At 70.3% G+C, this 19,964-nt stretch carries 25 protein-coding genes and 1 tRNA gene; 17 read left to right on the forward strand and 9 right to left on the reverse strand.

Going from position 1 to position 19,964, the window contains the following annotated elements; all coding sequences use genetic code 11:
• The first annotated feature begins 190 nt into the window (after positions 1-190).
• The 5 genes from IQ220_RS00375 to IQ220_RS00395 all read left to right on the forward strand — a co-directional run bounded on the left by IQ220_RS00375 (position 191) and on the right by IQ220_RS00395 (position 2,902).
• Entirely contained in the window at positions 191-625 is a 435-nt protein-coding gene (locus IQ220_RS00375) for a hypothetical protein (protein ID WP_193912773.1), read from the forward strand.
• A 158-nt stretch (positions 626-783) separates the two neighbouring features.
• Complete coding sequence (locus IQ220_RS00380; RefSeq protein ID WP_193912775.1) at positions 784-1,350, forward strand: hypothetical protein; 567 nt, start codon at positions 784-786, stop codon at positions 1,348-1,350.
• On the forward strand, positions 1,347-1,805 hold the full coding sequence (locus IQ220_RS00385) for a hypothetical protein (RefSeq protein WP_193912777.1): 459 nt from the start codon (positions 1,347-1,349) through the stop codon (positions 1,803-1,805). The genes IQ220_RS00380 and IQ220_RS00385 overlap by 4 nt, the downstream gene beginning before the upstream one ends.
• A complete protein-coding gene (locus tag IQ220_RS16185; RefSeq protein ID WP_370566285.1) occupies positions 1,802-2,305 on the forward strand; it encodes a Tfp pilus assembly protein FimT/FimU in 504 nt (167 codons plus the stop codon). The genes IQ220_RS00385 and IQ220_RS16185 overlap by 4 nt, the downstream gene beginning before the upstream one ends.
• Before the next feature lie 9 nt (positions 2,306-2,314).
• Positions 2,315-2,902 (forward strand): prepilin-type cleavage/methylation domain-containing protein, encoded by a 588-nt coding sequence (locus IQ220_RS00395; RefSeq protein ID WP_193912780.1) that lies wholly within the window; start codon positions 2,315-2,317, stop codon positions 2,900-2,902.
• A 161-nt stretch (positions 2,903-3,063) separates the two neighbouring features.
• Here IQ220_RS00395 and IQ220_RS00400 read toward each other — a convergent pair whose 3' ends face one another.
• Positions 3,064-3,540: a type IV pilin protein gene (locus IQ220_RS00400; RefSeq protein WP_193912782.1), complete on the reverse strand. Its 477-nt coding sequence runs from the start codon at positions 3,538-3,540 to the stop codon at positions 3,064-3,066.
• A 395-nt stretch (positions 3,541-3,935) separates the two neighbouring features.
• On the opposite strand from IQ220_RS00400, the gene IQ220_RS00405 reads away from it, so the two are divergent.
• Positions 3,936-4,760, forward strand: a complete 825-nt coding sequence (locus IQ220_RS00405) for an ABC transporter permease (protein ID WP_186700701.1) — start codon at positions 3,936-3,938, stop codon at positions 4,758-4,760.
• Between the two features lie 78 nt (positions 4,761-4,838).
• On the forward strand, positions 4,839-5,087 hold the full coding sequence (locus IQ220_RS00410; RefSeq protein ID WP_193912784.1) for a hypothetical protein: 249 nt from the start codon (positions 4,839-4,841) through the stop codon (positions 5,085-5,087).
• Here the strand turns inward: IQ220_RS00410 and IQ220_RS00415 are convergent.
• From IQ220_RS00415 to trmH, 3 genes are all read right to left on the reverse strand, one after another.
• Entirely contained in the window at positions 5,074-5,772 is a 699-nt protein-coding gene (locus tag IQ220_RS00415; RefSeq protein WP_193912786.1) for a fructokinase, read from the reverse strand. The genes IQ220_RS00410 and IQ220_RS00415 overlap by 14 nt on opposite strands.
• A 48-nt stretch (positions 5,773-5,820) precedes the next feature.
• Positions 5,821-6,171, reverse strand: a complete 351-nt coding sequence (locus IQ220_RS00420) for a hypothetical protein (RefSeq protein WP_193912787.1) — start codon at positions 6,169-6,171, stop codon at positions 5,821-5,823.
• A gap of 366 nt (positions 6,172-6,537) precedes the next feature.
• Complete coding sequence (gene trmH / locus IQ220_RS00425) at positions 6,538-7,227, reverse strand: tRNA (guanosine(18)-2'-O)-methyltransferase TrmH (RefSeq protein WP_193912789.1); 690 nt, start codon at positions 7,225-7,227, stop codon at positions 6,538-6,540.
• Positions 7,228-7,242: 15 nt separating this feature from the next.
• On the opposite strand from trmH, the gene IQ220_RS00430 reads away from it, so the two are divergent.
• Both IQ220_RS00430 and IQ220_RS00435 read left to right on the forward strand, forming a co-directional pair.
• A complete protein-coding gene (locus IQ220_RS00430; RefSeq protein ID WP_186697107.1) occupies positions 7,243-7,584 on the forward strand; it encodes an MGMT family protein in 342 nt (113 codons plus the stop codon).
• Positions 7,577-9,007 carry a 16S rRNA (cytosine(967)-C(5))-methyltransferase gene (locus tag IQ220_RS00435; RefSeq protein WP_193912791.1) on the forward strand — a complete coding sequence of 477 codons (1,431 nt, stop codon included), beginning with the start codon at positions 7,577-7,579 and terminating at the stop codon, positions 9,005-9,007. The genes IQ220_RS00430 and IQ220_RS00435 overlap by 8 nt, the downstream gene beginning before the upstream one ends.
• Positions 9,008-9,019: 12 nt before the next feature.
• Here IQ220_RS00435 and IQ220_RS00440 read toward each other — a convergent pair whose 3' ends face one another.
• From IQ220_RS00440 to IQ220_RS00450, 3 genes are read right to left on the reverse strand one after another with little or no spacing between them, the layout of a single operon-like run.
• Positions 9,020-11,266 carry a PBP1A family penicillin-binding protein gene (locus tag IQ220_RS00440; protein ID WP_193912793.1) on the reverse strand — a complete coding sequence of 749 codons (2,247 nt, stop codon included), beginning with the start codon at positions 11,264-11,266 and terminating at the stop codon, positions 9,020-9,022.
• A gap of 1 nt (position 11,267) precedes the next feature.
• A complete protein-coding gene (chlG, locus tag IQ220_RS00445) occupies positions 11,268-12,248 on the reverse strand; it encodes a chlorophyll synthase ChlG (RefSeq protein ID WP_193815086.1) in 981 nt (326 codons plus the stop codon).
• 8 nt (positions 12,249-12,256) lie between these two features.
• On the reverse strand, positions 12,257-12,472 hold the full coding sequence (locus IQ220_RS00450) for a DUF2862 domain-containing protein (RefSeq protein ID WP_193815085.1): 216 nt from the start codon (positions 12,470-12,472) through the stop codon (positions 12,257-12,259).
• A gap of 113 nt (positions 12,473-12,585) precedes the next feature.
• On the opposite strand from IQ220_RS00450, the gene hisF reads away from it, so the two are divergent.
• The 3 genes from hisF to ubiE all read left to right on the forward strand — a co-directional run bounded on the left by hisF (position 12,586) and on the right by ubiE (position 14,501).
• Positions 12,586-13,389, forward strand: a complete 804-nt coding sequence (gene hisF, locus IQ220_RS00455; RefSeq protein WP_193912794.1) for an imidazole glycerol phosphate synthase subunit HisF — start codon at positions 12,586-12,588, stop codon at positions 13,387-13,389.
• Positions 13,390-13,465: 76 nt separating this feature from the next.
• A complete protein-coding gene (locus tag IQ220_RS00460; protein ID WP_186697103.1) occupies positions 13,466-13,792 on the forward strand; it encodes a hypothetical protein in 327 nt (108 codons plus the stop codon).
• Entirely contained in the window at positions 13,779-14,501 is a 723-nt protein-coding gene (gene ubiE, locus IQ220_RS00465) for a bifunctional demethylmenaquinone methyltransferase/2-methoxy-6-polyprenyl-1,4-benzoquinol methylase UbiE (RefSeq protein ID WP_193912796.1), read from the forward strand. The genes IQ220_RS00460 and ubiE overlap by 14 nt, the downstream gene beginning before the upstream one ends.
• A 48-nt stretch (positions 14,502-14,549) precedes the next feature.
• Here the strand turns inward: ubiE and IQ220_RS00470 are convergent, their stop codons facing one another.
• The gene (locus IQ220_RS00470; protein ID WP_193912798.1) at positions 14,550-15,128 is read right to left on the reverse strand and encodes a hypothetical protein; all 579 of its coding nucleotides are present in this window, start codon (positions 15,126-15,128) and stop codon (positions 14,550-14,552) included.
• A gap of 173 nt (positions 15,129-15,301) precedes the next feature.
• On the opposite strand from IQ220_RS00470, the gene glyQ reads away from it, so the two are divergent.
• Together glyQ and IQ220_RS00480 are read left to right on the forward strand one after the other, a co-directional pair.
• Positions 15,302-16,219 (forward strand): glycine--tRNA ligase subunit alpha, encoded by a 918-nt coding sequence (gene glyQ, locus IQ220_RS00475; RefSeq protein WP_193912800.1) that lies wholly within the window; start codon positions 15,302-15,304, stop codon positions 16,217-16,219.
• Positions 16,216-16,407, forward strand: coding sequence for a hypothetical protein (locus IQ220_RS00480; RefSeq protein ID WP_370566286.1), 192 nt, complete (start codon positions 16,216-16,218; stop codon positions 16,405-16,407). The genes glyQ and IQ220_RS00480 overlap by 4 nt, the downstream gene beginning before the upstream one ends.
• Positions 16,408-16,473: 66 nt before the next feature.
• On the opposite strand, the gene IQ220_RS15430 is transcribed toward IQ220_RS00480, so the two are convergent.
• The gene (locus IQ220_RS15430; protein WP_228008851.1) at positions 16,474-16,836 is read right to left on the reverse strand and encodes a hypothetical protein; all 363 of its coding nucleotides are present in this window, start codon (positions 16,834-16,836) and stop codon (positions 16,474-16,476) included.
• Between the two features lie 94 nt (positions 16,837-16,930).
• Here IQ220_RS15430 and IQ220_RS00485 point away from each other — a divergent pair, with 94 nt between their 5' ends.
• The 3 genes from IQ220_RS00485 (at position 16,931) to IQ220_RS00495 (ending at position 19,955) form a co-directional block, all read left to right on the forward strand.
• A complete protein-coding gene (locus IQ220_RS00485; RefSeq protein WP_370566287.1) occupies positions 16,931-18,538 on the forward strand; it encodes a ComEC/Rec2 family competence protein in 1,608 nt (535 codons plus the stop codon).
• Positions 18,525-18,609, forward strand: a tRNA-Ser gene (locus tag IQ220_RS00490). The genes IQ220_RS00485 and IQ220_RS00490 overlap by 14 nt, the downstream gene beginning before the upstream one ends.
• 56 nt (positions 18,610-18,665) lie before the next feature.
• On the forward strand, positions 18,666-19,955 hold the full coding sequence (locus tag IQ220_RS00495) for an META domain-containing protein (RefSeq protein ID WP_193912801.1): 1,290 nt from the start codon (positions 18,666-18,668) through the stop codon (positions 19,953-19,955).
• The last annotated feature ends 9 nt before the right edge of the window (positions 19,956-19,964 follow it).

The raw sequence follows: 19,964 nt of genomic DNA on the forward strand, positions 1-19,964 counted from the left end.
CTTGCCAGTCGCGCCGCCAGCGTTACAAATTCTGCTCCACTGGACGCCATGCGTGTCTGCCGCACTCTCGACTTTCGTCAGCAAGCCTGACTGGATCTCGGCCCGACGGGTCAAAGGTCGCAAATCGTCGATCATTCAGCTCACAGGAGGCTCCAGCTGGCTGAATCAGCCGGTTTCATGGACCGCCACCATGAAGGTGTCGTCGTTGAAGCAACGGCAAGCCGCTGCCGAAGGCAGGGCGAATCCCCGGGACATCGTCACCGGCTTCCGGGTGAACAACGCCATGGCCCGCAACTGGATCTTCCAGGGATCCAGGGGCAGTGATCTGATCGACTTTCAGTCGACGGCCGGAGCGATCACCAAGCGTTCCCAGAGTGTGATCAATTTCGGTAGAGATGAGGTGCGTGATCGCTTCTTCTTCACCAACAACACACGCACCCACGGACCGTTCAATCACATGCAGCGCTTCGTGATCCGCAACTTCGGCCGCCAAGATCGGGTGACCCTGCGCAACATCGGCCGCAGTTTCGGTTACAACGATCTGGTGTCCTACGGCAACGGCGTGATGGGCTTTGCCGGCGTGGATCCCACCAAGCTGCGGGTGGTGCCGATTGCGGGGCTCTGATCCCTCGCCAGAGCCGCGCGGCGGGAGTGTGGCAACGCTGAGCCGTGCCCTGCGCCTGCTCGCCCGTGGCTCTCTGGTCACGACGGCGTTCCCGCCCTTTTAGCCGCCGATGGCAGCCCGCCCCCAGGGCGGCTGCCTCGGCCGGTTTTCTGCTGCCGTTGGCTTCCACGGCCTCGCTGTTTCTGGTGCTGAGCAGCCTGTCGCTGCAGGCCATGGCCCTGCAGGAGCGTCGCCAGCTGGTTGTGCGCCAACGCCTGCAGGCCCGGGAGGACCGTCTGCAGGCTGCCGCCCAGGCCGTGGCCGGCAGCCTGCAACGCCGCCACCGCTGCCTGATTGCCCTGCCCGTGTCGGCCTGGCAGTGGCAGAGCGAGCAGCCGGGTGGCTGCGCCCAGTCGGGGGAGGTTGAAGCGTTGCTGCGAGGGCCGTTGCTGGCCAGCCAGCCAGCCCCGCAGAGCGCTTCCTACACCCTGCTGCAGTACTGCCCGCAGGAGGCGGAACCACCCGCGGCGCCCGCAGCGGCCCCGGCCCCGGCACCTGTGCTGGAGGCCCATTTGCTCCTGGAGATCGAGGAGGACGGCGCCACCTATCGCTCCGCCTCCAGGCTGCTGTGGAGCTGGGGGCCTGGCCCCACGCCGCGGCTGAGGGGCTTCCAGCATCTGGGGCTGCGCAGCGCCGCGGGGGCGTTGCCGCCCTGCCCTCTGGCCAGCTCCGAGGCGAACCCATGAGCCTGGTGGAACTGATCGTATCGGCGGCGGTGTTCACCGCCTCAGCCAGCTCCTCGCTGCAGCTGTGGAGTGTCACCAGCCGCTGGAGCCTGGGCTCGGAGCGCCAGCTGCAGGCCCTGCAGCAGCTCGATCAGGAGCTGCTGGCGGTGGAGGCCACGTTGCAGAGCTGGGCGGGCAGGCAGCAGGCGGAGGAGCCGCTGCGGGCTGATTGCAGCCTGATCGCGGGGTTGCTGCCCACCACCACCACCGCCCGGCCCGATGCCCTTGAGGGCAGCGCCGTTCAGGTGACGCTGCGCCAGGCGGGCAACGAGGGCCGATTCCTGGTGAGGGCCGAGCTGCCAGGCCTGGGCCTCAGCCGCGAGCGCCAGCTCGATCCCGCCGCCTACGGCCTCTGCGGCGGTGAGAACGCCGATCACGACGCAGGGGCCCCTGCCCCGGAGGCGGAGGAGCTGTGATCAGGAGCCACTGCCGGCCACGCTGTTGCAGAACCTGCCGAAGCAGCGGCGGCTTTTCGCTGGCGGAGGCGCTGGTGGTGCTCACCCTCCTGGGCCTGATGGCGGCCCTGGTGATCGACAGCGGCCGCCGCCAGCTGGCGGCGGTGAAGGTGGAGTCCGCCGCCCGGCGGCTCGGCACCTTGCTGGAGCACAGCCGCGAGCGGGCCGAGGATCGCCGCCAGCCCCTGGATCTGCCCCTGCACGGGGAGGAGGGCCTGGAGGCCCGGGTGCTGGAGGGCGACAGCAGCCTGCGGCTCCACCACACTCTGCCCTCGCAGCTGCGCTTCACGGCCAATGGCCTGGCGATCGATGGCGGCACCGTGGTGATCGGCAGCGCCGGCACCGACCTGCGCCGCTGCCTGGTGATGTCTCCGCCGCTGGGGATTGTGCGGGTGGGCCGCTACCACGGCGATCCCGGCGCCCTGGCCAGTGACGCCTGCCTGCCAGACGCCAGCCTCTGAGTCTGAGCCATGGTCCTGCGCCGCCGCTGCCGCCTGAACCCGCTCGCCCGCCGCTTGGCCGGGGGGTTCTCCCTGGTGGATCTCTCACTCACGCTGCTGCTGGGCTCGGTGCTCAGCGCCCTGATGCTGCAGCTGCTGCTCAGCGAGGGCCGCCACGGCCAGAAGCTGGCCCGGCTGCTGCGGGAGCGTCAGAGCAGCGCCCGGGCCGTGCAGCTGATCCGCGCCGAGCTGCAGCAGGCCAGGGAGGTGCGGCTGGGCGGGGAGATCCAGGCCGGCCTGGCCGGCAGCTGCGCCACGGCCGGGCGGCAGCTGGTGCTGCAGCTCCACTCCACCGCCGGCACGATCACCTACGCCCGCGGCCCCGCCAGAGATCCGATCTGGCGCGGAGAGGTGGTGTGGCGCTGCGGCCCCGCCTACGACCGCCTGGGAGCCCTCACCTCCGCTGCTCCCCAGACCCGGGTGCTGATCGATGCCCTGCCGCCGGGCGCGGGATTAGCGGCGGTGTCGCAGCAGGGGGTGGTGCAGGTGCGGCTGGATCGGCTCGGCGGCCATCAGGTGATCCAGGCGATCAGCCGCGGGAGCGACGCAGTCCCATGATCTCATCGCCTGCTGGCACGATCAAGACGGATGCGGCAACCCTCGCCGGAGGCTTGCGAACTTAGATGCACAACAGCCTGAAACGTCGATTGGAGTCGAACGTTTCAGGCCACATCATGGGTCAACTTCGGTGGCAAACCTGAAGGCCGATCCGGTTGGCGTCAGCTCCGGGTGGGATTGCACGAAGGTGCGGTTCCTGCCGTCCAGCCACTTGCAGCTGCGCAGGTTGTGAGACTTGTCGCACCAGCTGATGTGACCGTGGCGACAGGTGCTGTGGTCAGGTTGAAGTCAGCTACGCTTGCTGTGAAGTCAACCTGGGTTCCTGCGGCAGGACAGGGGCCGCCGGTGATGTTTGCAGGAATCACTAAGTCAGCCTGTTCACCCGTCACCTGGGCTGCCGTGCAGGCTCGCGCCATATCCATGACAGCTATCTGGGCCGCGTTGATGCGGGCTCTGCCTTGCTGGTTGAGGAAGGCTGGAATCGCAATCGCTGACAGTACGCCGATGATGATCACAACAATCAACAGCTCCATCAGGGTGAAGCCGGTTTTCAGGCCTTTGTGTTTTTTGTTTGCACTGCTAAGAACCTGGATCAGGGAGCGCTGGGCCAGGAACCTGGGCTGAAGGGACGTGGTCATGGTGAGGATCTGCTTCAGGTAGCACGAACGTCATTCAGTGTTGACACGCACGGCGCGTTTGCCAAGTCACTGTGACGAAGGACTCCCTGAGGACCGTCTTTCAGCGTGACCATGGGGCTGCCAGAGACAGCGGATCAAGCGGTTGCAGCTCTGGCAGCAAAGACTTTTGAGGCTGTTGCCTCATCCGTGGAGCTAATCACGCTTCGCCAGTCAGCGGCTCGGTCTGCCCTGAGCATGAGTCTCAACTCTGGGTGTTGAGTTGAAGCCTGAGGAGTTGAAGTCTGTTAGTCAGGAGCCGCCGCGCAAGCGGGCCAGGGGGGGCGGGGGTTGAATGGGCCCACCCGATCCGCGCCTGAGTGCCGTTCCGCTGGCAACCCACCACCCTCTCGGCCCGCATGGCCCGCTGGGGGGTGGTGATCGTGCTCACCTATGTCCTGGTGGCCGTGCTCACGCCGTTGCTGGTGCAGCTCGGCTGGCTACCGGATCCAAACGCCGGCTTGCAGAACCCCATCTACGCCCCGCCGTCGCCGGCCCACTGGTGCGGCACCGACCGGCTCGGCCGGGACGTGTGCGTGCGCACCCTCTCGGCCAGCGGCGTGGCCCTGCAGGTGGTGGCTCTGGCCCTGGTGGTGGCGTTGATCGTGGGGGTGCCCCTCGGCATGGTGAGCGGCTATCTGGGCGGCTGGGTGGACCGGCTGCTGGTGCTGCTGATGGACACCCTCTACACCCTGCCGGTGCTGCTGCTCTCGGTGGTGCTGGCCTTCCTGCTGGGGCGCGGCCTGCCCAATGCCGCCGCCGCCCTCTGCGTGGTGTACATCCCCCAGTACTTCCGCGTGGTGCGCAACCAGACGGCCCAGGTGAAGGCCGAGCTCTACGTGGAGGCGGCCCGCTCGCTGGGCGCCGGACCCGCCTGGATCCTGCGCAACTACCTGTTCCGCAACGTGATCACCTCGGTGCCGGTGCTGCTCACGCTCAATGCCGCCGATGCCGTGCTGGTGCTGGGGGGTCTGGGCTTTCTGGGGCTCGGCCTGCCGGAGACCATTCCCGAGTGGGGCGGCGACCTGCAGCAGGCCCTCACGGCCCTGCCCACCGGTATCTGGTGGACCGCCCTCTACCCCGGCCTGGCCATGTTCGTGCTGGTGCTGGGGCTGTCGTTTCTGGGGGAGGGCCTGGAGAGCTGGCTGAGCGGCAACGCCCAGACCGGCCGCGCGGCGCGCTGAGGCCCAGCTCGCCGCAGCGCCGATCGCCCACCGGCATCAGAATGGGATCTCTCACGTGGCCCGGGTCGGGCGCTGGCGATGCCCTGGTGGTTGGATCTGGTGCTGCTCAGCCTCGCCGCGACGCTCTGGTTCAGTGGCAGCGCCGATCGCGACGACGTCTGGAGCCTGCTGCAGCGAATGCTGGCGGTGGTGTCGGTGGCGGTGGTGCTGCTGGGCGGGCGCCAGATCCCCCTGGAACTGCTGGCCCTGGGGGTGGCCCTGTGGCTGCCCAGTGCCGGCAGCCGCCGCCTCTCGAGCGGCGATGCAGCCCGTCTCAGCCGTCGCTGAGGGGTGCAGAGCCAGCCAGGGCGGCGCTGAGCAGCTGTTCCGCCATGCCATCCGGGTCGGCCACGGCGTCGAGGCCCGGGCCGGCATTCCCCAACAGCTCGGGGTGGCTGGAGAGGTTGTCAAGCAGCCGGGTCAGGAACAGGTCGTGGTCCTGCAGCATCGAGGCCTCCAGACTGCCCTGGCGTCCGCCGATGCACCAATCGAGAGCGCCGCTGTCAGCGCGGATCAGCACAGCGGGCCGCTGGGGGAGGCTGTCGTGGCGATGCACCCGCACCGGATCCGCGCTGCCGAAAAAGGCCTCGGCCTCCTCACGGCTGCAACGGATCAGCTGAGCACTCCAGGCCAGCGGCTGGACACGCCGCAGCACCTCGGCGCTCGGCGGCGCCTGGGGCGGCAGGCCCCAGCGTTGCGGTTGCCAGTCCAGATCGAGGGCCACCGAGACACCGCTGGGGATGGCCCGTTCCAGGATCATGCTCACCGCCTGGGCGTGCTGGGCCTCGATCACTGAATTGCTGGAGACCAGCAACCAGAAAGAGTCCCTGATTCTGGGCAGCATGGCCTCAGTGAGGGCGGCGGGGCTGTCGGCGCTGGAGGCGATCGGCAGGGCCTGGCTGAGATCGAACAGCGGGGTGTGCCGATCGGTCTGGGTCGGGCGGGTGGTTGTGGGTGTGGATGTGGGGGTCAACGTCATCGTGAGGAAAGCGGAACAGCTGGACAGGGCACGACGGCCTGCTCAGCTCTGGCTGCTCACGAACTCGTGGAAACGCCCAGCAAGGTCCTGGAAGAAGCTGTCGCTTTGCTGCAGCAGGGAGTCCCAGCTGTCCTTGGTGGCCAGCTGGAGGCTCTCCAGCTGGACCTGGGCCTGGTCGCGGGCCTGGCGCAGTTCGGCGAGCCGCTTCTCGGTTTCGGCGCGCACGCTTTCGGCGGCGTTCTGCAGGCCCTGCTGCAGCTGGTCGATCTGGGCAGACCAGGCTTCGATCTGGGCCTGCTTCTTGTCGAGGATTGCCTGGCGGAGCTGCTCATCGGCAAGGCGCTGATCCAGCTCGCTGCGGCTGGCCTGCATCGTGGTGTTGGTGGGGGTCATGGATGGTTCCTGAAGTGCAACAACGGATGCGCCCCTGCTCTCTCCTGTTGGGGAGTGTCTGGAAGGAAACACCAGAGCAGCGCCACAAGGCGTGAAGGCTGAGGGGAGACGTGCTTCCCAAATCCACTGTCAACGCGTCATTGCCAGAGCTGTTGGCAAGCGCAGAGAGACGAGCTGGATGTGACTGTTAAGTCGGAAGCGAACGTTGCGTCCGTTATTTCGAACCTAGCACGAAGTGATTTGTTGTCAACTCTCTGGTGCGTGATCAGTGACGTTCCGAGATCACAATTCTGCCCAGATCGGTTGTGCTCAGAGGCCTCTCGGAGGCTGTGACGGCTGAACCTGAAGCCGCTGCATGCCAGCCGCCTAGTAGCGCAGCCGCACCGTGCGGGGCAGGGCTTCGCTGATGGCGCCTTCGGCATCGAGGGGGGGATAGGGCCGGCCCTGCTGGCGGCACCAGGCGGCCACCTCCGGGTAGGCCCATTCGAACAGCAGCCGCCCGTAGCGCTCCGGCCCCACCCCCTCGCCCTGGCTGGGCAGCAGCCCGGCGGCCTGGCGCTGGCGCAGGGCCTCGAACAGCAGCGTGGCCGTGGCCACGCTCACATTCAGCGACTGCACCATGCCGCTCATCGGAATCATGATCGCCTGGTCCACCAGGGCAATCGCCGCCGGGCTCAGCCCCCACTTCTCGGCCCCCAGCACGAAGGCGGTGGGGCCGGTGAAGTCGCAGCTGCGGTAGTCCACCGCCGTGGCGCTGAGGTGGGTGCCGTAGAGGCGGAAGCCCTGCTGCCGCAGGGTCTGCAGGCCATCGGCGGCGCTGGCGTGGCGCTGCAGCGGCACCCATTTCTGGCTGCCCTGGGCCGTGGTGTTGAACAGGGGCAGGCGCCCCTCCAGGCACACCGCGTGGGCCTCCAGCACCCCCACCGCATCGCAGCTGCGCAGGATCGCCGAGAGGTTGTGGGGTTTGTGCACCTCCTCCAGCAGCACCGTGAGGTCGGCCATGCGGTGATTCAGCACAGCCTTGAGGCGCTCGAAGCGGCGGGGCAGCAGCGGCATGGGCACGATGGCGGCATGGAGGCTCCCAGCTTCGACCAGCGCGTCTACGCCGCCGTGGCCCGCATCCCGCAAGGGCGCCTCGCCACCTACGGCCACATCGCCGAGTCGATCGGTGCCTACGGCTGCGCCCGCCAGGTGGGCTGGGCCCTGCGCCGGCTGCCCCTGCCCTCCGAGCTGCCCTGGCACCGGGTGGTGAACGCCCAGGGGCGGATCAGCTTCAACCCCAGCCGGGAGGGGAGCGACTGGATCCAGCGGCAGCTGCTGCTGGCCGAGGGCATCCCGGTGGACGGGGAAGGCCGTCTGCCCCTGGGGCGCTATCTGTGGGTGCCCCCCCTCGACCCACCCCTGCTTGCCTGAGCCCGTCTCCGCTGTCCCGGCTGACGCCGCCGATCGAGCCGCCCGCTCCGACTCCCCAGCGGCGGCCGGTCTGGCGTCGCGGCGGCTGGCCTGGGAGGTGCTGCTGGCCGTGGGCGGCGGCGCCTACGCCGATGTGGCCCTGGAGCGGGCGCTGCAGCGCAGCAGCCTGGAGGGGGTGGACCGAGCCCTCGCCACCGAGCTGGCCTACGGCGCCATCCGCCAGCGGCTGCTGCTCGATGCCTGGCTCGATGGCCTCGGACGGGTGCCGGCCCTGCGCCAGCCGCCCAAGCTGCGCTGGCTGCTGCACCTGGGGCTCTACCAGCTGCTGTTCAGTGGGCGGGTGCCGGCCTCAGCGGCGGTGAGCACCACCGTGGAGCTGGCCAAGCGGGGTGGCCTGGCCCGCCTGGCGCCGGTGGCCAATGGCATGCTCCGCCAGCTGTTGCGCCGCCGGGCCGGGCTCGCCAGCAGCGCTGGAGCCGGCGGGCCCGGCCTGGAGCTGGAGCCCTGGAGCGGCCTGGAGCTGCCTGCCGGGGCGGCCGCCAGCCTCGCCCTGCGCCAGTCGCTGCCCGTGTGGCTGGCTGAGCTGCTGCTGCAGTGGCTGCCGCCCGAGCAGGCCGAGGCCTTTGCCCTGGCGGCCAACCAGCCCCCTGGCCTCGACCTGCGGGTGAACCCCCTACGCTGCAGCCGCGACGCCCTGCTTGAGGCCCTGGAATCGGCGGGGCTGGCGGCGGCGGTGCTGCCAGGGAACGATGACGGCCTGGCCCTGGAGGGGCGGGTGGGGGATCTGCGCCGCCTGCCCGGGTTTCAGCAGGGCCACTGGAGCGTGCAGGACCGCACCGCCCAGCAGGTGGTGGCCCTGCTCGATCCCCAGCCCGGCGAGCGGCTGCTCGATGCCTGTGCCGCCCCTGGCGGCAAGTGCACCCAGATGGCGGAGCGGATCGGGGATCGGGGCGAGGTGTGGGCCATCGACCGCTCCGCGGCGCGCTTGCAGCGGCTGGAGCGCAATGCCGCCCGGCTGGGTCTGGGCTGTGTCAGCAGCCTGGCGGCCGATGCGGCCGAGCTGGCGGTGGTGCGTCCCGACTGGTTGGGCCACTTTGATCGCATCCTCGTGGACGCCCCCTGTTCGGGGCTGGGCACCCTGGCCCGCCACGCCGATGCCCGCTGGCGGCTGCAGCCCGCCGCGATCCCGGAGCTGGTGCGGCTGCAGCGGGCCCTGCTGGAGGGGGTGCTGCCGCTGTTGCGGCCCGGCGGCCAACTGGTGTACGCCACCTGCACCGTGCATCCGGCCGAGAACGACGAGCAGGTGAAGGCCCTGCTGGCGGCCCATCCCGGCTGGGAGCTGCTGCGGCAGTGGCAGGCCTGGCCCCGGCCCGGCGGCGGCGATGGCTTCTTTGCCGCCCTGTTGCGGGCACCAGGGGGGTAGCGCTGAAGGGCCTCAGGGCGGCGGTGGCGGTGCGGGGGCCGGTGGTGGTGGCGGCGGTGGCGGCGGCGCAGGAGCCGGGGCGGGCGCTGGTGCAGGCGCAGCCACCGGGGCTGGTGCAGGCGTAGCGCCGCTGCTGGGGGCTCGGGCTGGAGCGGGCGCCGGAGCTGGAGAAGGGGCGGGGGCAGGCCTTGGTGCGGCGGCTGGTGCTGGATGTGCTGCCGGGCGGGCCGGTGGTTCGGCCGAGCGGGGCGGCGGGGTCCAGGACGATTCCGGTTCGCCCGTGGAGGCGGGATCTTGCGGGGCCTCATTCCTGGGGGCACGCTCCGGCGGCGCATCGGACCTGGGGGCCTGGCGCGGGCTGGTCGGCCGGGCCGGCTTGGTGGGTTTGGCGGGCTTCTTGAAGGTGTCAGCGAGGGCGGGTTTGGGCGGGAACGCCTGCACCGGCAGGTCTTTGCTGATCGCGCCCATGAAGCGCCGCCAGGCATAGGCGGCCACCACGCTGGTGCTCTTGGTCTCGCGGCTGTTGTCGTAGCCGAGCCACACGCCGGTGGTGAGCTGGGGGATCGAGCCGATGAACCAGAGGTCGCGGCCCCCTTCCGAGGTTCCGGTCTTGCCGGCCACGGGGTGCCGGCCGAGGGAGGCGGGGCCGCCGGTGCCACCGCGCACCACCTGCTGCAGCATCCAGGTCATCGCATCGGCGATCGTGCTGTCCACGGCCCTGCGGCCGGGGTCCCCGTCGGTGCGGCGGCTCCAGAGCAGTTCACCATCGGGGCCGAGGATCTCCTCGAACGGGGTGGGCTTCACAAACACGCCCCGGTTGTTGATGGCGGCATAGGCGGCGGTCATGTCGAGCACCCTGTCCTCCTCCGCGCCCAGGGCGAGGGGATAGAACTTGCCCAGGGGCTGGGTGATGCCCAGGCTGCGGGCCATGGCGATCACCTTGTCGAAGCCCACCTCCTGCAGCAGCCCCACCGCCACGGTGTTCACCGAGTTCTGGAAGGCTCGCACCATCGTGATCTTGCCCAGGAAGCCCTTGCTGAAGTTCTTGGGGCAATAGCCGGCAAAACAGCGCCTGCGGTCCACCACCGTGCGCTCCGGTCGCATGCCCTCCTTGAGGGCTGTGAGATACACGAACAGCTTGAACGTGGAGCCGGTGGAGCGCAGGGCCTGGGTGGCCCGGTTGAACTGGCTTTCTTCGTAGTCGCGGCCGCCCACCATGGCCCGCACCAGCCCGGTGCCGGGCTCCATGGCCACCAGGGCCCCCTCCAGGCCGCCGGGGGTGGATGCCGTGATCGCCTTCTGGGCCTGCTCCTGCCAGTCGAGATTGACGCTGCTGCGCACCGTCACCCCGCCCACCTCCAGCTGCTCGGGGGTGAGCACCTCGGTGAGCTCCTGTTCCACCCAGGTGCTGAAGAAGGGGGCCTGGCTCACCCAGTATTTGGGGTCGGCCGGTTTGAGGGCCAGGGGTGAGCCCTCGGCCTCCATCTGCTGGGCCAGCGTGATGTAGCCCTCCTCGCGCATGCGGCGCAGCACGATCGCCCGGCGTTGCAGGGCCAGATCGGGGTTCACCAGCGGCGAGTACACCGAGGGGGCGGGGGGCAGCCCGGCGATCAGGGCGGCCTCCGCCAGGTTGAGGTCGCTGGGAGCCTTGGAGAAGTAGATCCAGGCCGCATCCGCCACCCCGTAGGCGCTGGAGCCCAGATACACCAGATTCAGATACTCGGTGAGGATCTGGCGTTTGCTGAGCTGGCGCTCGAGCTTGCTGGCCAGGGCCGCTTCCTTCAGCTTGCGGGCGATGGTGCGGTCCTGGCTGAGGAACACGGTGCGGGCCAGCTGCTGGGTGATCGTGCTGGCTCCCTCCTCCACCGAGCCGCGCGAGATGTTGCGCACCATGGCCCGGGCGATGCCGGTGGGGTCGATGCCCTCGTGCTGGTAGAAGCGACGGTCTTCCGCCGCCACGAAGGCCTGCTCCACCAGGGGCGGGATCGAGCTGGCGGAGAGCTTCTCCCGTGACACCGGCCCCACCTTGTGCACCACCTGGCCATCGGCCGCCAGGATGGTGAGGGTGCCGGGCCGGTTGAAGTGGTTGATGCCGCGGGCATCCGGAAGCAGGCTGTCGAAGCTGGCCACCAGCGCCGCCTGGCCCACGGCCACCCCAGAACCGAGGCTGGTCGCCACTGCGGCGATGATCACCAGGTTGCGCTTGCTGCCTCCCCTACGGCGGGGCTGGCGCGCTTTGGCAGGAACGGCGGTGCTCACCTCATGCCACCAGGGCGCTGTGGCCGATGGCCAGGGCTGTGACCAACATGCCCAGCACCAGGAAAGGCTGGGCGCTGGCCTGATACTTCACATCGAACGCCACCGGATCGCGCAGCAGCCACACATCCTGAAAGGTGATCTGGGGCACGATCAGCAACACCAGCAGCACGGCGGCGAAGTGCTGGCCGATGGCGATCAGCACCGCCACCATGGCCAGCTGGAACACATCAATCATGGCGGCGCTGATCCAGCTCGCGCCGGTGATGCCGAACACCACAGGCAGGGATTGCAGCCCCAGGGCCCGGTCGCCCTCCACGCTCTTGAAGTCGTTCACCACGGCAATGCCGAGGCCGGCCAGGGAGTAGGCCAGGGTGAGCAGGGCGGTGGTCCAGGTGAGGTGGCCGAACAGGGCCTGTCCAGCCCACCAGGGCAGGGCGATGTAGCTGGCGCCCAGGGCGTAGTTGCCGAGCCAGCCGTTCTGCTTGAGCTTCAGGGGCGGGGCTGAATAGATGAAGCTGACGAAGGAGCCCCCCAGGGCCAGCAGCAGCAACACAGGCGTGGTGTGGCCGGCCCAGCGGTCCAGCCCCCAGGCCACGGCCAGGCCTGCCAGCAGCAGCACCCAGATCTGAAGCTTCACCTGGGGCAGGGGAATGGCGCCGGAGGGAATGGGCCGGTAGGGCTCGTTGATTGCGTCGATGTCGCGGTCGTAGTAGTCGTTGATCGTCTGGGTGTAGCCCGCCAGCAGCGGGCCACTCATCAGCATGCAGGCGATTGAAGCGGCCACGTTCGGCAGGGTCCAGCTGAACTGGCCCGAAGCGGCCGCGCCGCATAGCACGCCCCAGATCAGGGGAATCCAGGTGACCGGCTTCATCAGCTGCAGCCGGATCTTCCAGATGCTGCTGCTGCCGCCGGCACCCTTCATGCCCAGCAGCTGACGGGCTGCCGAACCCCTTGGGGCCTCAGGGTTTGGGCTGTTGGTCAAGGCCGGTTTCAGGCGAGGGTGACTTCATCGTCGAAGAACCAGGCGCTCTGGCCGGCGCCGAGATCCACCACCAGGCCGATGCCCTGGCCATCCACGGTGCGGAAGCCGGTCACGGTTCCGGTGGGGTCACTCTTGAGGGCCTCGACCAGAACGGCGGGGATGCGATCACGCACACGCAGCACGCGCACCTTGGAGCCGATCGTGATCGGGGCTGCCTGCACCATCGCCGTCGAGACAGTCAAAGTCCAGCAACCTTAACAGCGAAGAGCCGTTGGACCGCTGCCCTGAGGCTGCACTGGCCCAGCATGGTGCGCACCCACCGGCCTGCCCCTCCGCCATGGTTGCCAAGCGCATCATTCCCTGCCTCGACGTGGCCGATGGCCGGGTGGTGAAGGGCATCAATTTCGTCGGTCTGCGCGATGCCGGCGACCCCGTGGAGCTGGCCTGCCGCTACAGCGCCGCCGGTGCCGATGAGCTCGTGTTCCTCGACATCGCCGCCAGCCACCAGGGCCGCTCCACCCTGGTGGAGCTGGTGCAGCGCACCGCCGAGGCGGTGACGATCCCGTTCACCGTGGGCGGCGGCATCGCCAGCGTGGAGGGGATCACGGCCCTGCTGCGGGCCGGCGCCGACAAGGTGAGCCTCAATTCCGCCGCCGTGCGCGATCCCGAGCTGGTGAGCCGCGGCGCCGAGCGCTTCGGGGTGCAGTGCATCGTGGTGGCGATCGATGCTCGCCGCCGCGGCGGCGGCGAGCCGCCGGGCTGGGATGTGTACGTGAAGGGGGGCCGCGAGAACACCGGGCTCGATGCCCTGGCCTGGGCGCGGCGGGTGGTGGCCCTGGGGGCCGGCGAGATCCTGCTCACCTCGATGGATGGGGACGGCACCCAGGCCGGCTACGACCTGCCCCTCACCCGCGCCGTGGGCGAGGCGGTGGCGGTGCCCGTGATCGCCTCCGGCGGGGCCGGCTGTCTCGACCACATCGCTGCGGCGCTGTCGGACGGGCCAGGCGGCGGCGGCGCCTCGGCGGCCCTGCTGGCCTCCCTGCTCCACGACGGTATTCTCAGCATGGAGGCGATCAAGACCGATCTGCTGGCCAGGGGCCTGCCGATCAGGCCCCTGCTACATCGTCACGCCGGGACGTAACGGCTTGTTACTTTGGTTAAGGAAGATGGCGTGGCGTCCCGCTCGTGCTTCCCTCCACGGCAGGCCAGCGCCAGAGATGTTCTTCCACCCCTTGCCACCCCCCTACGCCACCGTGCTGCCGCTGGTGATGCTGGTGGCCGTGGTGGCCCTGGTGGCCTGGGCGCTGCAGCTGATGCAGGCCGCCAATGACCGCCAGGAGTTCTCCCTGATGCTGGCCGGCTGCATGGTGTGCTCCGCCGCCGTGGGCCTGGCCACCGTGACGGTGATCATGGTGACGGCCCCCCAGCGGCTGCCGGTGCTGAGTCTGGAGTCGTCGCCGCCTGGTGGCGTCAGCCTCGACGCCGTGTCACTGCCTGAGATGCTGCCGGATTCACTGGTGTTCCCCTGGGATGGGCAGCTTTGAGCCGGGGCAGCCGCAGCAGGTGCAGAGCCTGTTCGAGCAGATTGCCCCGCGCTATGACCTCCTCAACGACCTGCTCAGCCTCGGCCTGCACCGGGTGTGGAAGCGCCAGGCGATCGCCTGGCTGAGCCCGCGTCCGGGTCAGACCCTGCTCGATCTCTGCTGCGGCACGGGTGATCTGGCCCTGGTGCTGGCCTCAAGGGTGCGCCCTGCCGGCAGGGTGATCGGTCTGGATGCCGCCGCGGCGCCGCTGCAGCTGGCGGCCCGCCGTTCCGCCCGCGCCCCCTGGCTGGTCCTGGAGTGGCGCCAGGGTGATGCCCTGGCCAGTGGTCTGCCGGACGGGATGGCGGCGGGCGTGGCCATGGCCTACGGGCTGCGCAACCTGGCAGATCCCGCCGCGGGGCTGGCGGAGGTGCGGCGCCTGCTGCGGCCCGGCGGCCGGGCCGCCGTGCTGGATTTCAACCGCCCGGATGGCGCTGGCCTGCAGGGGCGGCTCACGGCGGGCCTGCAGAAGCTCTGCCTGCGTGGCCTGGTGGTGCCGGCCGCCAGGCTGGCCGGCCTGGAGGAGCACTACGCCTACCTCGAGCCCAGCCTGGCCCGCTTGCCCACAGGCGCCGAGCAGGAGCGCCTGGCCCGCCGGCTCGGCTTCCGCCGGGTGCATCACCGTCCCCTGGCGGCTGGATTGATGGGCCTGCTGGAGCTGCAGGCCTGAGTGGGTCGCCGGGCCCCGGGGCCGAACAGCTCCAGGCTCTCGGCCAGGTCAGCGGGGCTGGAGATCAGATGGCTGGGCAGGCCTCCAGCCAGGTGTCAGTGCAAACCAGCGCTGCAGGCCGCAGAAGCGGTGGCTGGTCTTCAGGTCGTCCATTTCGGGGTCGCTGGAGATGCGATCGAGATCCACAGGCAGGAAGCGCGGATCGGCGTTCACCTCCAGCATGCGGCGGATCGTGCGGCCGGCCACATGCTCGATCTCAAAGCAGATCTGGTCGTCCAGTGAGTTCAGGGATCTGAGTTTTTCGGCATAGGTGAGGCCAGAAAATTCCTGCTGCGGCTTATGTGCCCAGCGCTCGTCTGTTCTGAGGTGGTAGCGCACCGAGGAGAGAATCAACCGGGCCGGGTTGCGGGTGCTGTGGATTCCCCTGAAGTCAAGAGCGTCGAGATTGAGGCGCCAGTGGCAGTTGTTCTGGAAATAGCAATCCCACTGCTCCGGCAGGCGCAGCTGGCGCTGATTGTGCTTGGTGTCGAGCCAGAGCCGTAGGTCCGTGAGGCGCTTCAGGGTTTTGAGGGCTTTGCTGAAGAATTTCGAGCCGGTCTTGTGGTGGGTGCCGACGACGAACTTCAACGCTCAGGGCCGATCTGGTCGGCTCACTGTCGAGCTCCGGCCTGCCCTTGTCAAATGGCTGCCGGGGCTGGCGCCGCCTCCAGAGGGTGCTGTGCCATGGCAACGTTGTTCGGCGCCGGTTCGCTGGCCAAGCCCCTTCCCTCTCTGCCCCCTCCGCCGGGCACCAGGCCCCGATGCACTTCCAGGACATCATCAGCACCCTCAACCGCTTCTGGGCTGAGCAGGGCTGTCTGATCCTGCAGCCCTACGACACCGAGAAGGGCGCCGGCACGATGAGTCCCCACACGGTGCTGCGGGCGATCGGGCCCGAGCCCTGGGCCGTGGCCTACCCGGAGCCCTGCCGCCGCCCCACCGACGGCCGCTACGGCGACAACCCCAACCGGGCCCAGCACTACTTCCAGTACCAGGTGCTGATCAAGCCGTCGCCCGATGCCATCCAGGAGACCTACCTGGCCTCCCTGGAGACCCTGGGCATCCGCGCCGCCGACCACGACATCCGCTTCGTGGAGGACAACTGGGAATCCCCCACCCTCGGCGCCTGGGGCGTGGGCTGGGAGGTTTGGCTCGATGGCATGGAGGTGACCCAGTTCACCTACTTCCAGCAGTGCGGCGGGCTCGACTGCCGGCCGGTGTCGATCGAGATCACCTATGGCCTCGAGCGTCTGGCCATGTATCTGCAGGACGTGGAGAGCATCTGGGATCTCTCCTGGAACGGCGTGCGCAGCTACGGCGACATCTGGCTGCCCTTCGAGAAGGGCCAGTGCACCTACAACTTCGAGGCCTCCAACCCCGAGCGGCTGCAGCAGCTGTTCGCCCTCTACGAGGCCGAGGCCGGTGATCTGGTGGAGCGGGGCCTGCCGGCCCCGGCGCTGGATTACGTGCTCAAGTGCAGCCACACCTTCAACCTGCTGGAGGCCCGCGGCGTGATCTCGGTGACCGAGCGCACGGCCACGATCGGCCGCATCCGCGTGCTGGCCCGCCAGGTGGCCGAGGCCTGGCTGGCGGAGCGCACGGCGCTGGGCTTCCCGCTGCTCAGCCCCGAGCGGCGCCGGGCCTGGCTCGAGGCCCAGGCCCCGCAGCCCGTGGCGTGACGCACCTGCGTCGGCGCCTGCTGCTGGCGGTGCTGCTGCTGGGCAGTTTCCAGCTGGGGCGCAGCAGCGAGCGCCAGATCTGGCCCTGCCGGCTGCGGCCTCTGGCCGCCCTGGTGGAACCCTTGCTGCAGAGGGAGCTCCCCAGCGAGCAGCTGTGCGACCTGCTGCTGCGGCTGCCCGGCAGCTGAGGGTTGGCCCGGGGGCAGCAGAGGGCATGACGCTGCTGTGGCAACGCTGGGGCCATGGGATTGCCCTCAGGCCCGCTGCGAGAGCCCGTGCCAGTGCCACCATCGCGGTCGCGCCCCAGGCGGCGGCGGATCGTCTGGGCGGCCCTGGTGGCGCTGGTGCTGCTGCGGGCCCTGTGGGTGTCGCTCACGCCGCCCCCGGCGGCCCCCGGGGATCCGGTGTGGCAGCTCGATGCCCCAGGGGCTGGTGGCGGCGCTCCACTGGTCGTGACCCTGCGCGGCACCCTGCTCAGTGATCCCCAGCCGACGGGGCCGGATGGGACCTGCCGGGCCCTGCTGCAGCTGCCCCAGGGGCGCACCGAGCTGCGCCTGGCCTCCTGCGGCGGCCTGCAGCAGGGCTGGCGCGTCGAGGCCCGTGGCCGGCTCAGACAACCTCAGCCGGCTCCCCACCCGCTGCTGGCCGGGCCGGCGGAGCGGCTGCGGCGCCAGGGGGCGGCCACCCAGCTGCAGGTGGAGCAGGCCAACGGTGCTCGCCCGTCCCCCCACTCCCCTGGCCGACCTGCGCCGCCAGCTGGCCCAGCGGCTGCTGGCGGGCGCGGGAGCGGAGCGGGGCGGGCTGCTGGCGGCCCTCGTGCTCGGCAGCGCCCGGGTGCCCCTGCCGCTGGAGCTCAAGGAGGCCTTCCGCGCCGCGGGACTCTCCCATGCCCTGGCCGCCTCCGGCTTCCATCTCAGCGTGCTGCTGGGAGCGGTGCTCCCCCTGGGGCGCCGGCTGCCGCGCTGGCCGCGGCTGGGGCTGGCTGGCGCGGCCATGCTGCTGTTCGTGCTGCTGGCCGGCCCGCAGCCCTCGGTGCTGCGGGCCGTGCTGATGGGCGGCCTGGCCCTGGCGGTGCTGGAGAGCGGCGGCCGCGGGCGGCCCTTCGGGATCCTGATGGCCAGTGCCCTGATTCTGTTGCTGTGGCGGCCCGAGTGGCTGGCCGATGTGGGCTTCCAGCTCAGCGTGGTGGCCACGGCCGCCCTCGTGGTCTGCGCCTCTCCCCTGGAGCAGGGCCTGCGCCGCCGGCTGCCGCCCTGGTGCCCGGGCTGGCTCGCCGCCGCCAGCGCCGTGCCCCTCGCCGCCTCGCTCTGGACCCTGCCGCTGCAGCTGTTCCACTTCGGCGTGGTGCCCCTCTACGCCGTGCCGGCCAATCTGGTGGCGGCGCCGCTGCTCACCCCCCTCACCCTGGGGGCGATGGCCCTGGCCCTGGTGGCGGTGCTGGTGCCTCCCCTGCTCGGCCTGCTGTTGCCGCCGGTGGCCTGGTGCTCTGGCCTGCTGGTGATCGTGGTGAAGGGCTTCGCGGCGCTGCCCATGGCCCAGTGGCAGCTGGGCAGGCCGGAGCCCCTGCTGGTGCTGCTGCTCGCCGCAGGTCTGCTGGGGCTGAGTGTGCCGGGCCCCGCCGGTCTGCCGCGGCTGGGCCGCGGCCGGCGCCGGCGCTGCTGCTGCTGGCGGCCTGGGCCACCTGGCCCTGCTGCGGGCCGACCAGCTCGTGCTGGTGCACCAGGGCCACCGCGACCTGCTGCTGGCCCGCCACCAGGGCCGGGCGGCGCTGGTGAGCCTCCAGGCCGATGGCTTCAGTTGCCGTCAGGCCCGCCAGCTCGCCACCGGTTTCGGCATCCCCCGCCTGGACTGGGCTCTGCTGCTGGATCCCGTGGCCCCGGCCGAGCCCGCCTGCTGGCAGGCCCAGGCGGGGCTGGTGCTGGCCAGTGCCGATGGCAGCCTGCCGCTGCAGCCTGGCCAGTGGCTGGGCAGCCCAGGGCTGGTGGCCGAGCCCCTCAGCGCCGACAGCCGGGCCATCAGCCTCGTACTGGGGCAGCGGCGCTGGCTGCTGCTACCCGACCGCCAGGCCCTCAGGGCCTGGCGGGCCACCGAAGCCAAGGCTGGGACGGCATCTGGCTGGGGGTGCTGCCGCGGCGGCCCGAGCGCCAGGCCGTGACCGCCGCCAGCCGGGGAGCCATCTGGCTGAGCGGCGGCGGGCCGGCCGATGCCCCGCCGGCTGGAGCGCCAGCGGCCCGCGGGGCTGGCTGCAGCAGGGCTGGGGCTGAGCGGTCCGTAAACTCGTGGCCGGAGCTTCGGGCTCCTGGCTGGAGAGGTGGCTGAGTGGTCGAAAGCGAACGACTCGAAATCGTTTGAAGGGCAACCTTCCGTGGGTTCGAATCCCACCCTCTCCGTTTCCCGCCCGACTTCCAGGCTCCGCTCCGAGACCCCGTTGTCCATCAGCCTGGCCATGAAGCATCACAGCCCTGTTTGCCTGGTTGGAGGGATCCTCACGGCGGCGCTGGTGCTGCAGGCCCCCGCCCAAGCCGGCACGCTCTCGGGCACGGCCAGTGACCGGGAGCGGATCGCCCTGCCTCCTGATGCGGTGTTTGAGGTGGTGATCGAGGACATCGCCCGGGCCGATGCCCCCGCCACGCTGCTGGGCCGGGTGCGCCTGGAGCCCGCCGGCCAGCCGCCTTTTCGTTTCTCCATCCCCTACAGCGAGGGTGATCTGAGCCCCACGGGCCGCCAGCCATCCGCGCAGGCAGCCCTCGGCCGTCTGCCGGCCAGCTGGCGCGGCGATCTGCCCGCCGCCAGCGGCCGCAGCCGCTGGCAGGTGGACCTGTTCAGCGATGGCAGCTTCCAGCTGCGCCAGACTTTTCTGGATCGCCCTGCCCCCAACAGCTTTGATGACATCGGCCGCTGGCGCCTGGAGCCGCAGGGGCCTCGCCTGGTGCTGCGGGGCGGCCGGGAAGCACCCGTGCTGCTGCAACCCATCGACGGCGGTGCCGCCCTGCGCAAGCTCGACCTGCAGGGTGAGCCGATCCGCTCATCCCTGAACGATCGCCTGATGCGGCTGCCGGCAGCGGAGCCGATTGAGCCCCGCCTCCATCTGCAGGGGATGTTCCGCTACCTGGCCGATGCCGCCAGCATCCGGCTCTGTGCCACCGGCGCGCGCCTGCCGGTGTCGATGGAGGCCGACTATCTGGCGCTGGAGCGGGCCTACCTGGGGGCCCAGGCGGGGGGATCGGCCGGCCAGCCGCTGCTGGTGAATCTGGAGGGCCTGATCAGCCAGCGCCCCTCCGCCGAGCCCGGTCAGGGGCTGCGGCGCACCCTGGTGGTGGAGCGTTTCGTGGGGGTGCACCCCGGCGAGGGCTGCCCGAAGACCGATGGCGCCGCCATGCCTGCGGCTGCCCCAGCGCCCGGGCCCAGCCTGAGGGGCACGCTCTGGAGGCTGCAGGCCCTGCAGGATGGGGATGGCCCTGAGCTGCGGCTCGATGCCGACGCCGACCGGGTGAGTGGCAGCGGCGGCTGCAACCGGCTCATCGGCGGCTTCCAGCTCGAGGGCGAGCAACTCCGCTTTTCCGAGCTGGCCAGCACCAAGATGGCCTGCCCAGCTGCACTGATGGCCATGGAGCAGCGCTACATGGAGGCGCTGGGCCAGGTGCGCCGCTGGAGCATCGACAAGCGCAACCTGCTGCTCCAGGACGGACAGGGGCGCACGCTGCTGCTGTTCAAGGCAGCCCCACCAACCCCCTGAGCCAGCACC

This window comes from Cyanobium sp. LEGE 06113, assembly GCF_015207615.1.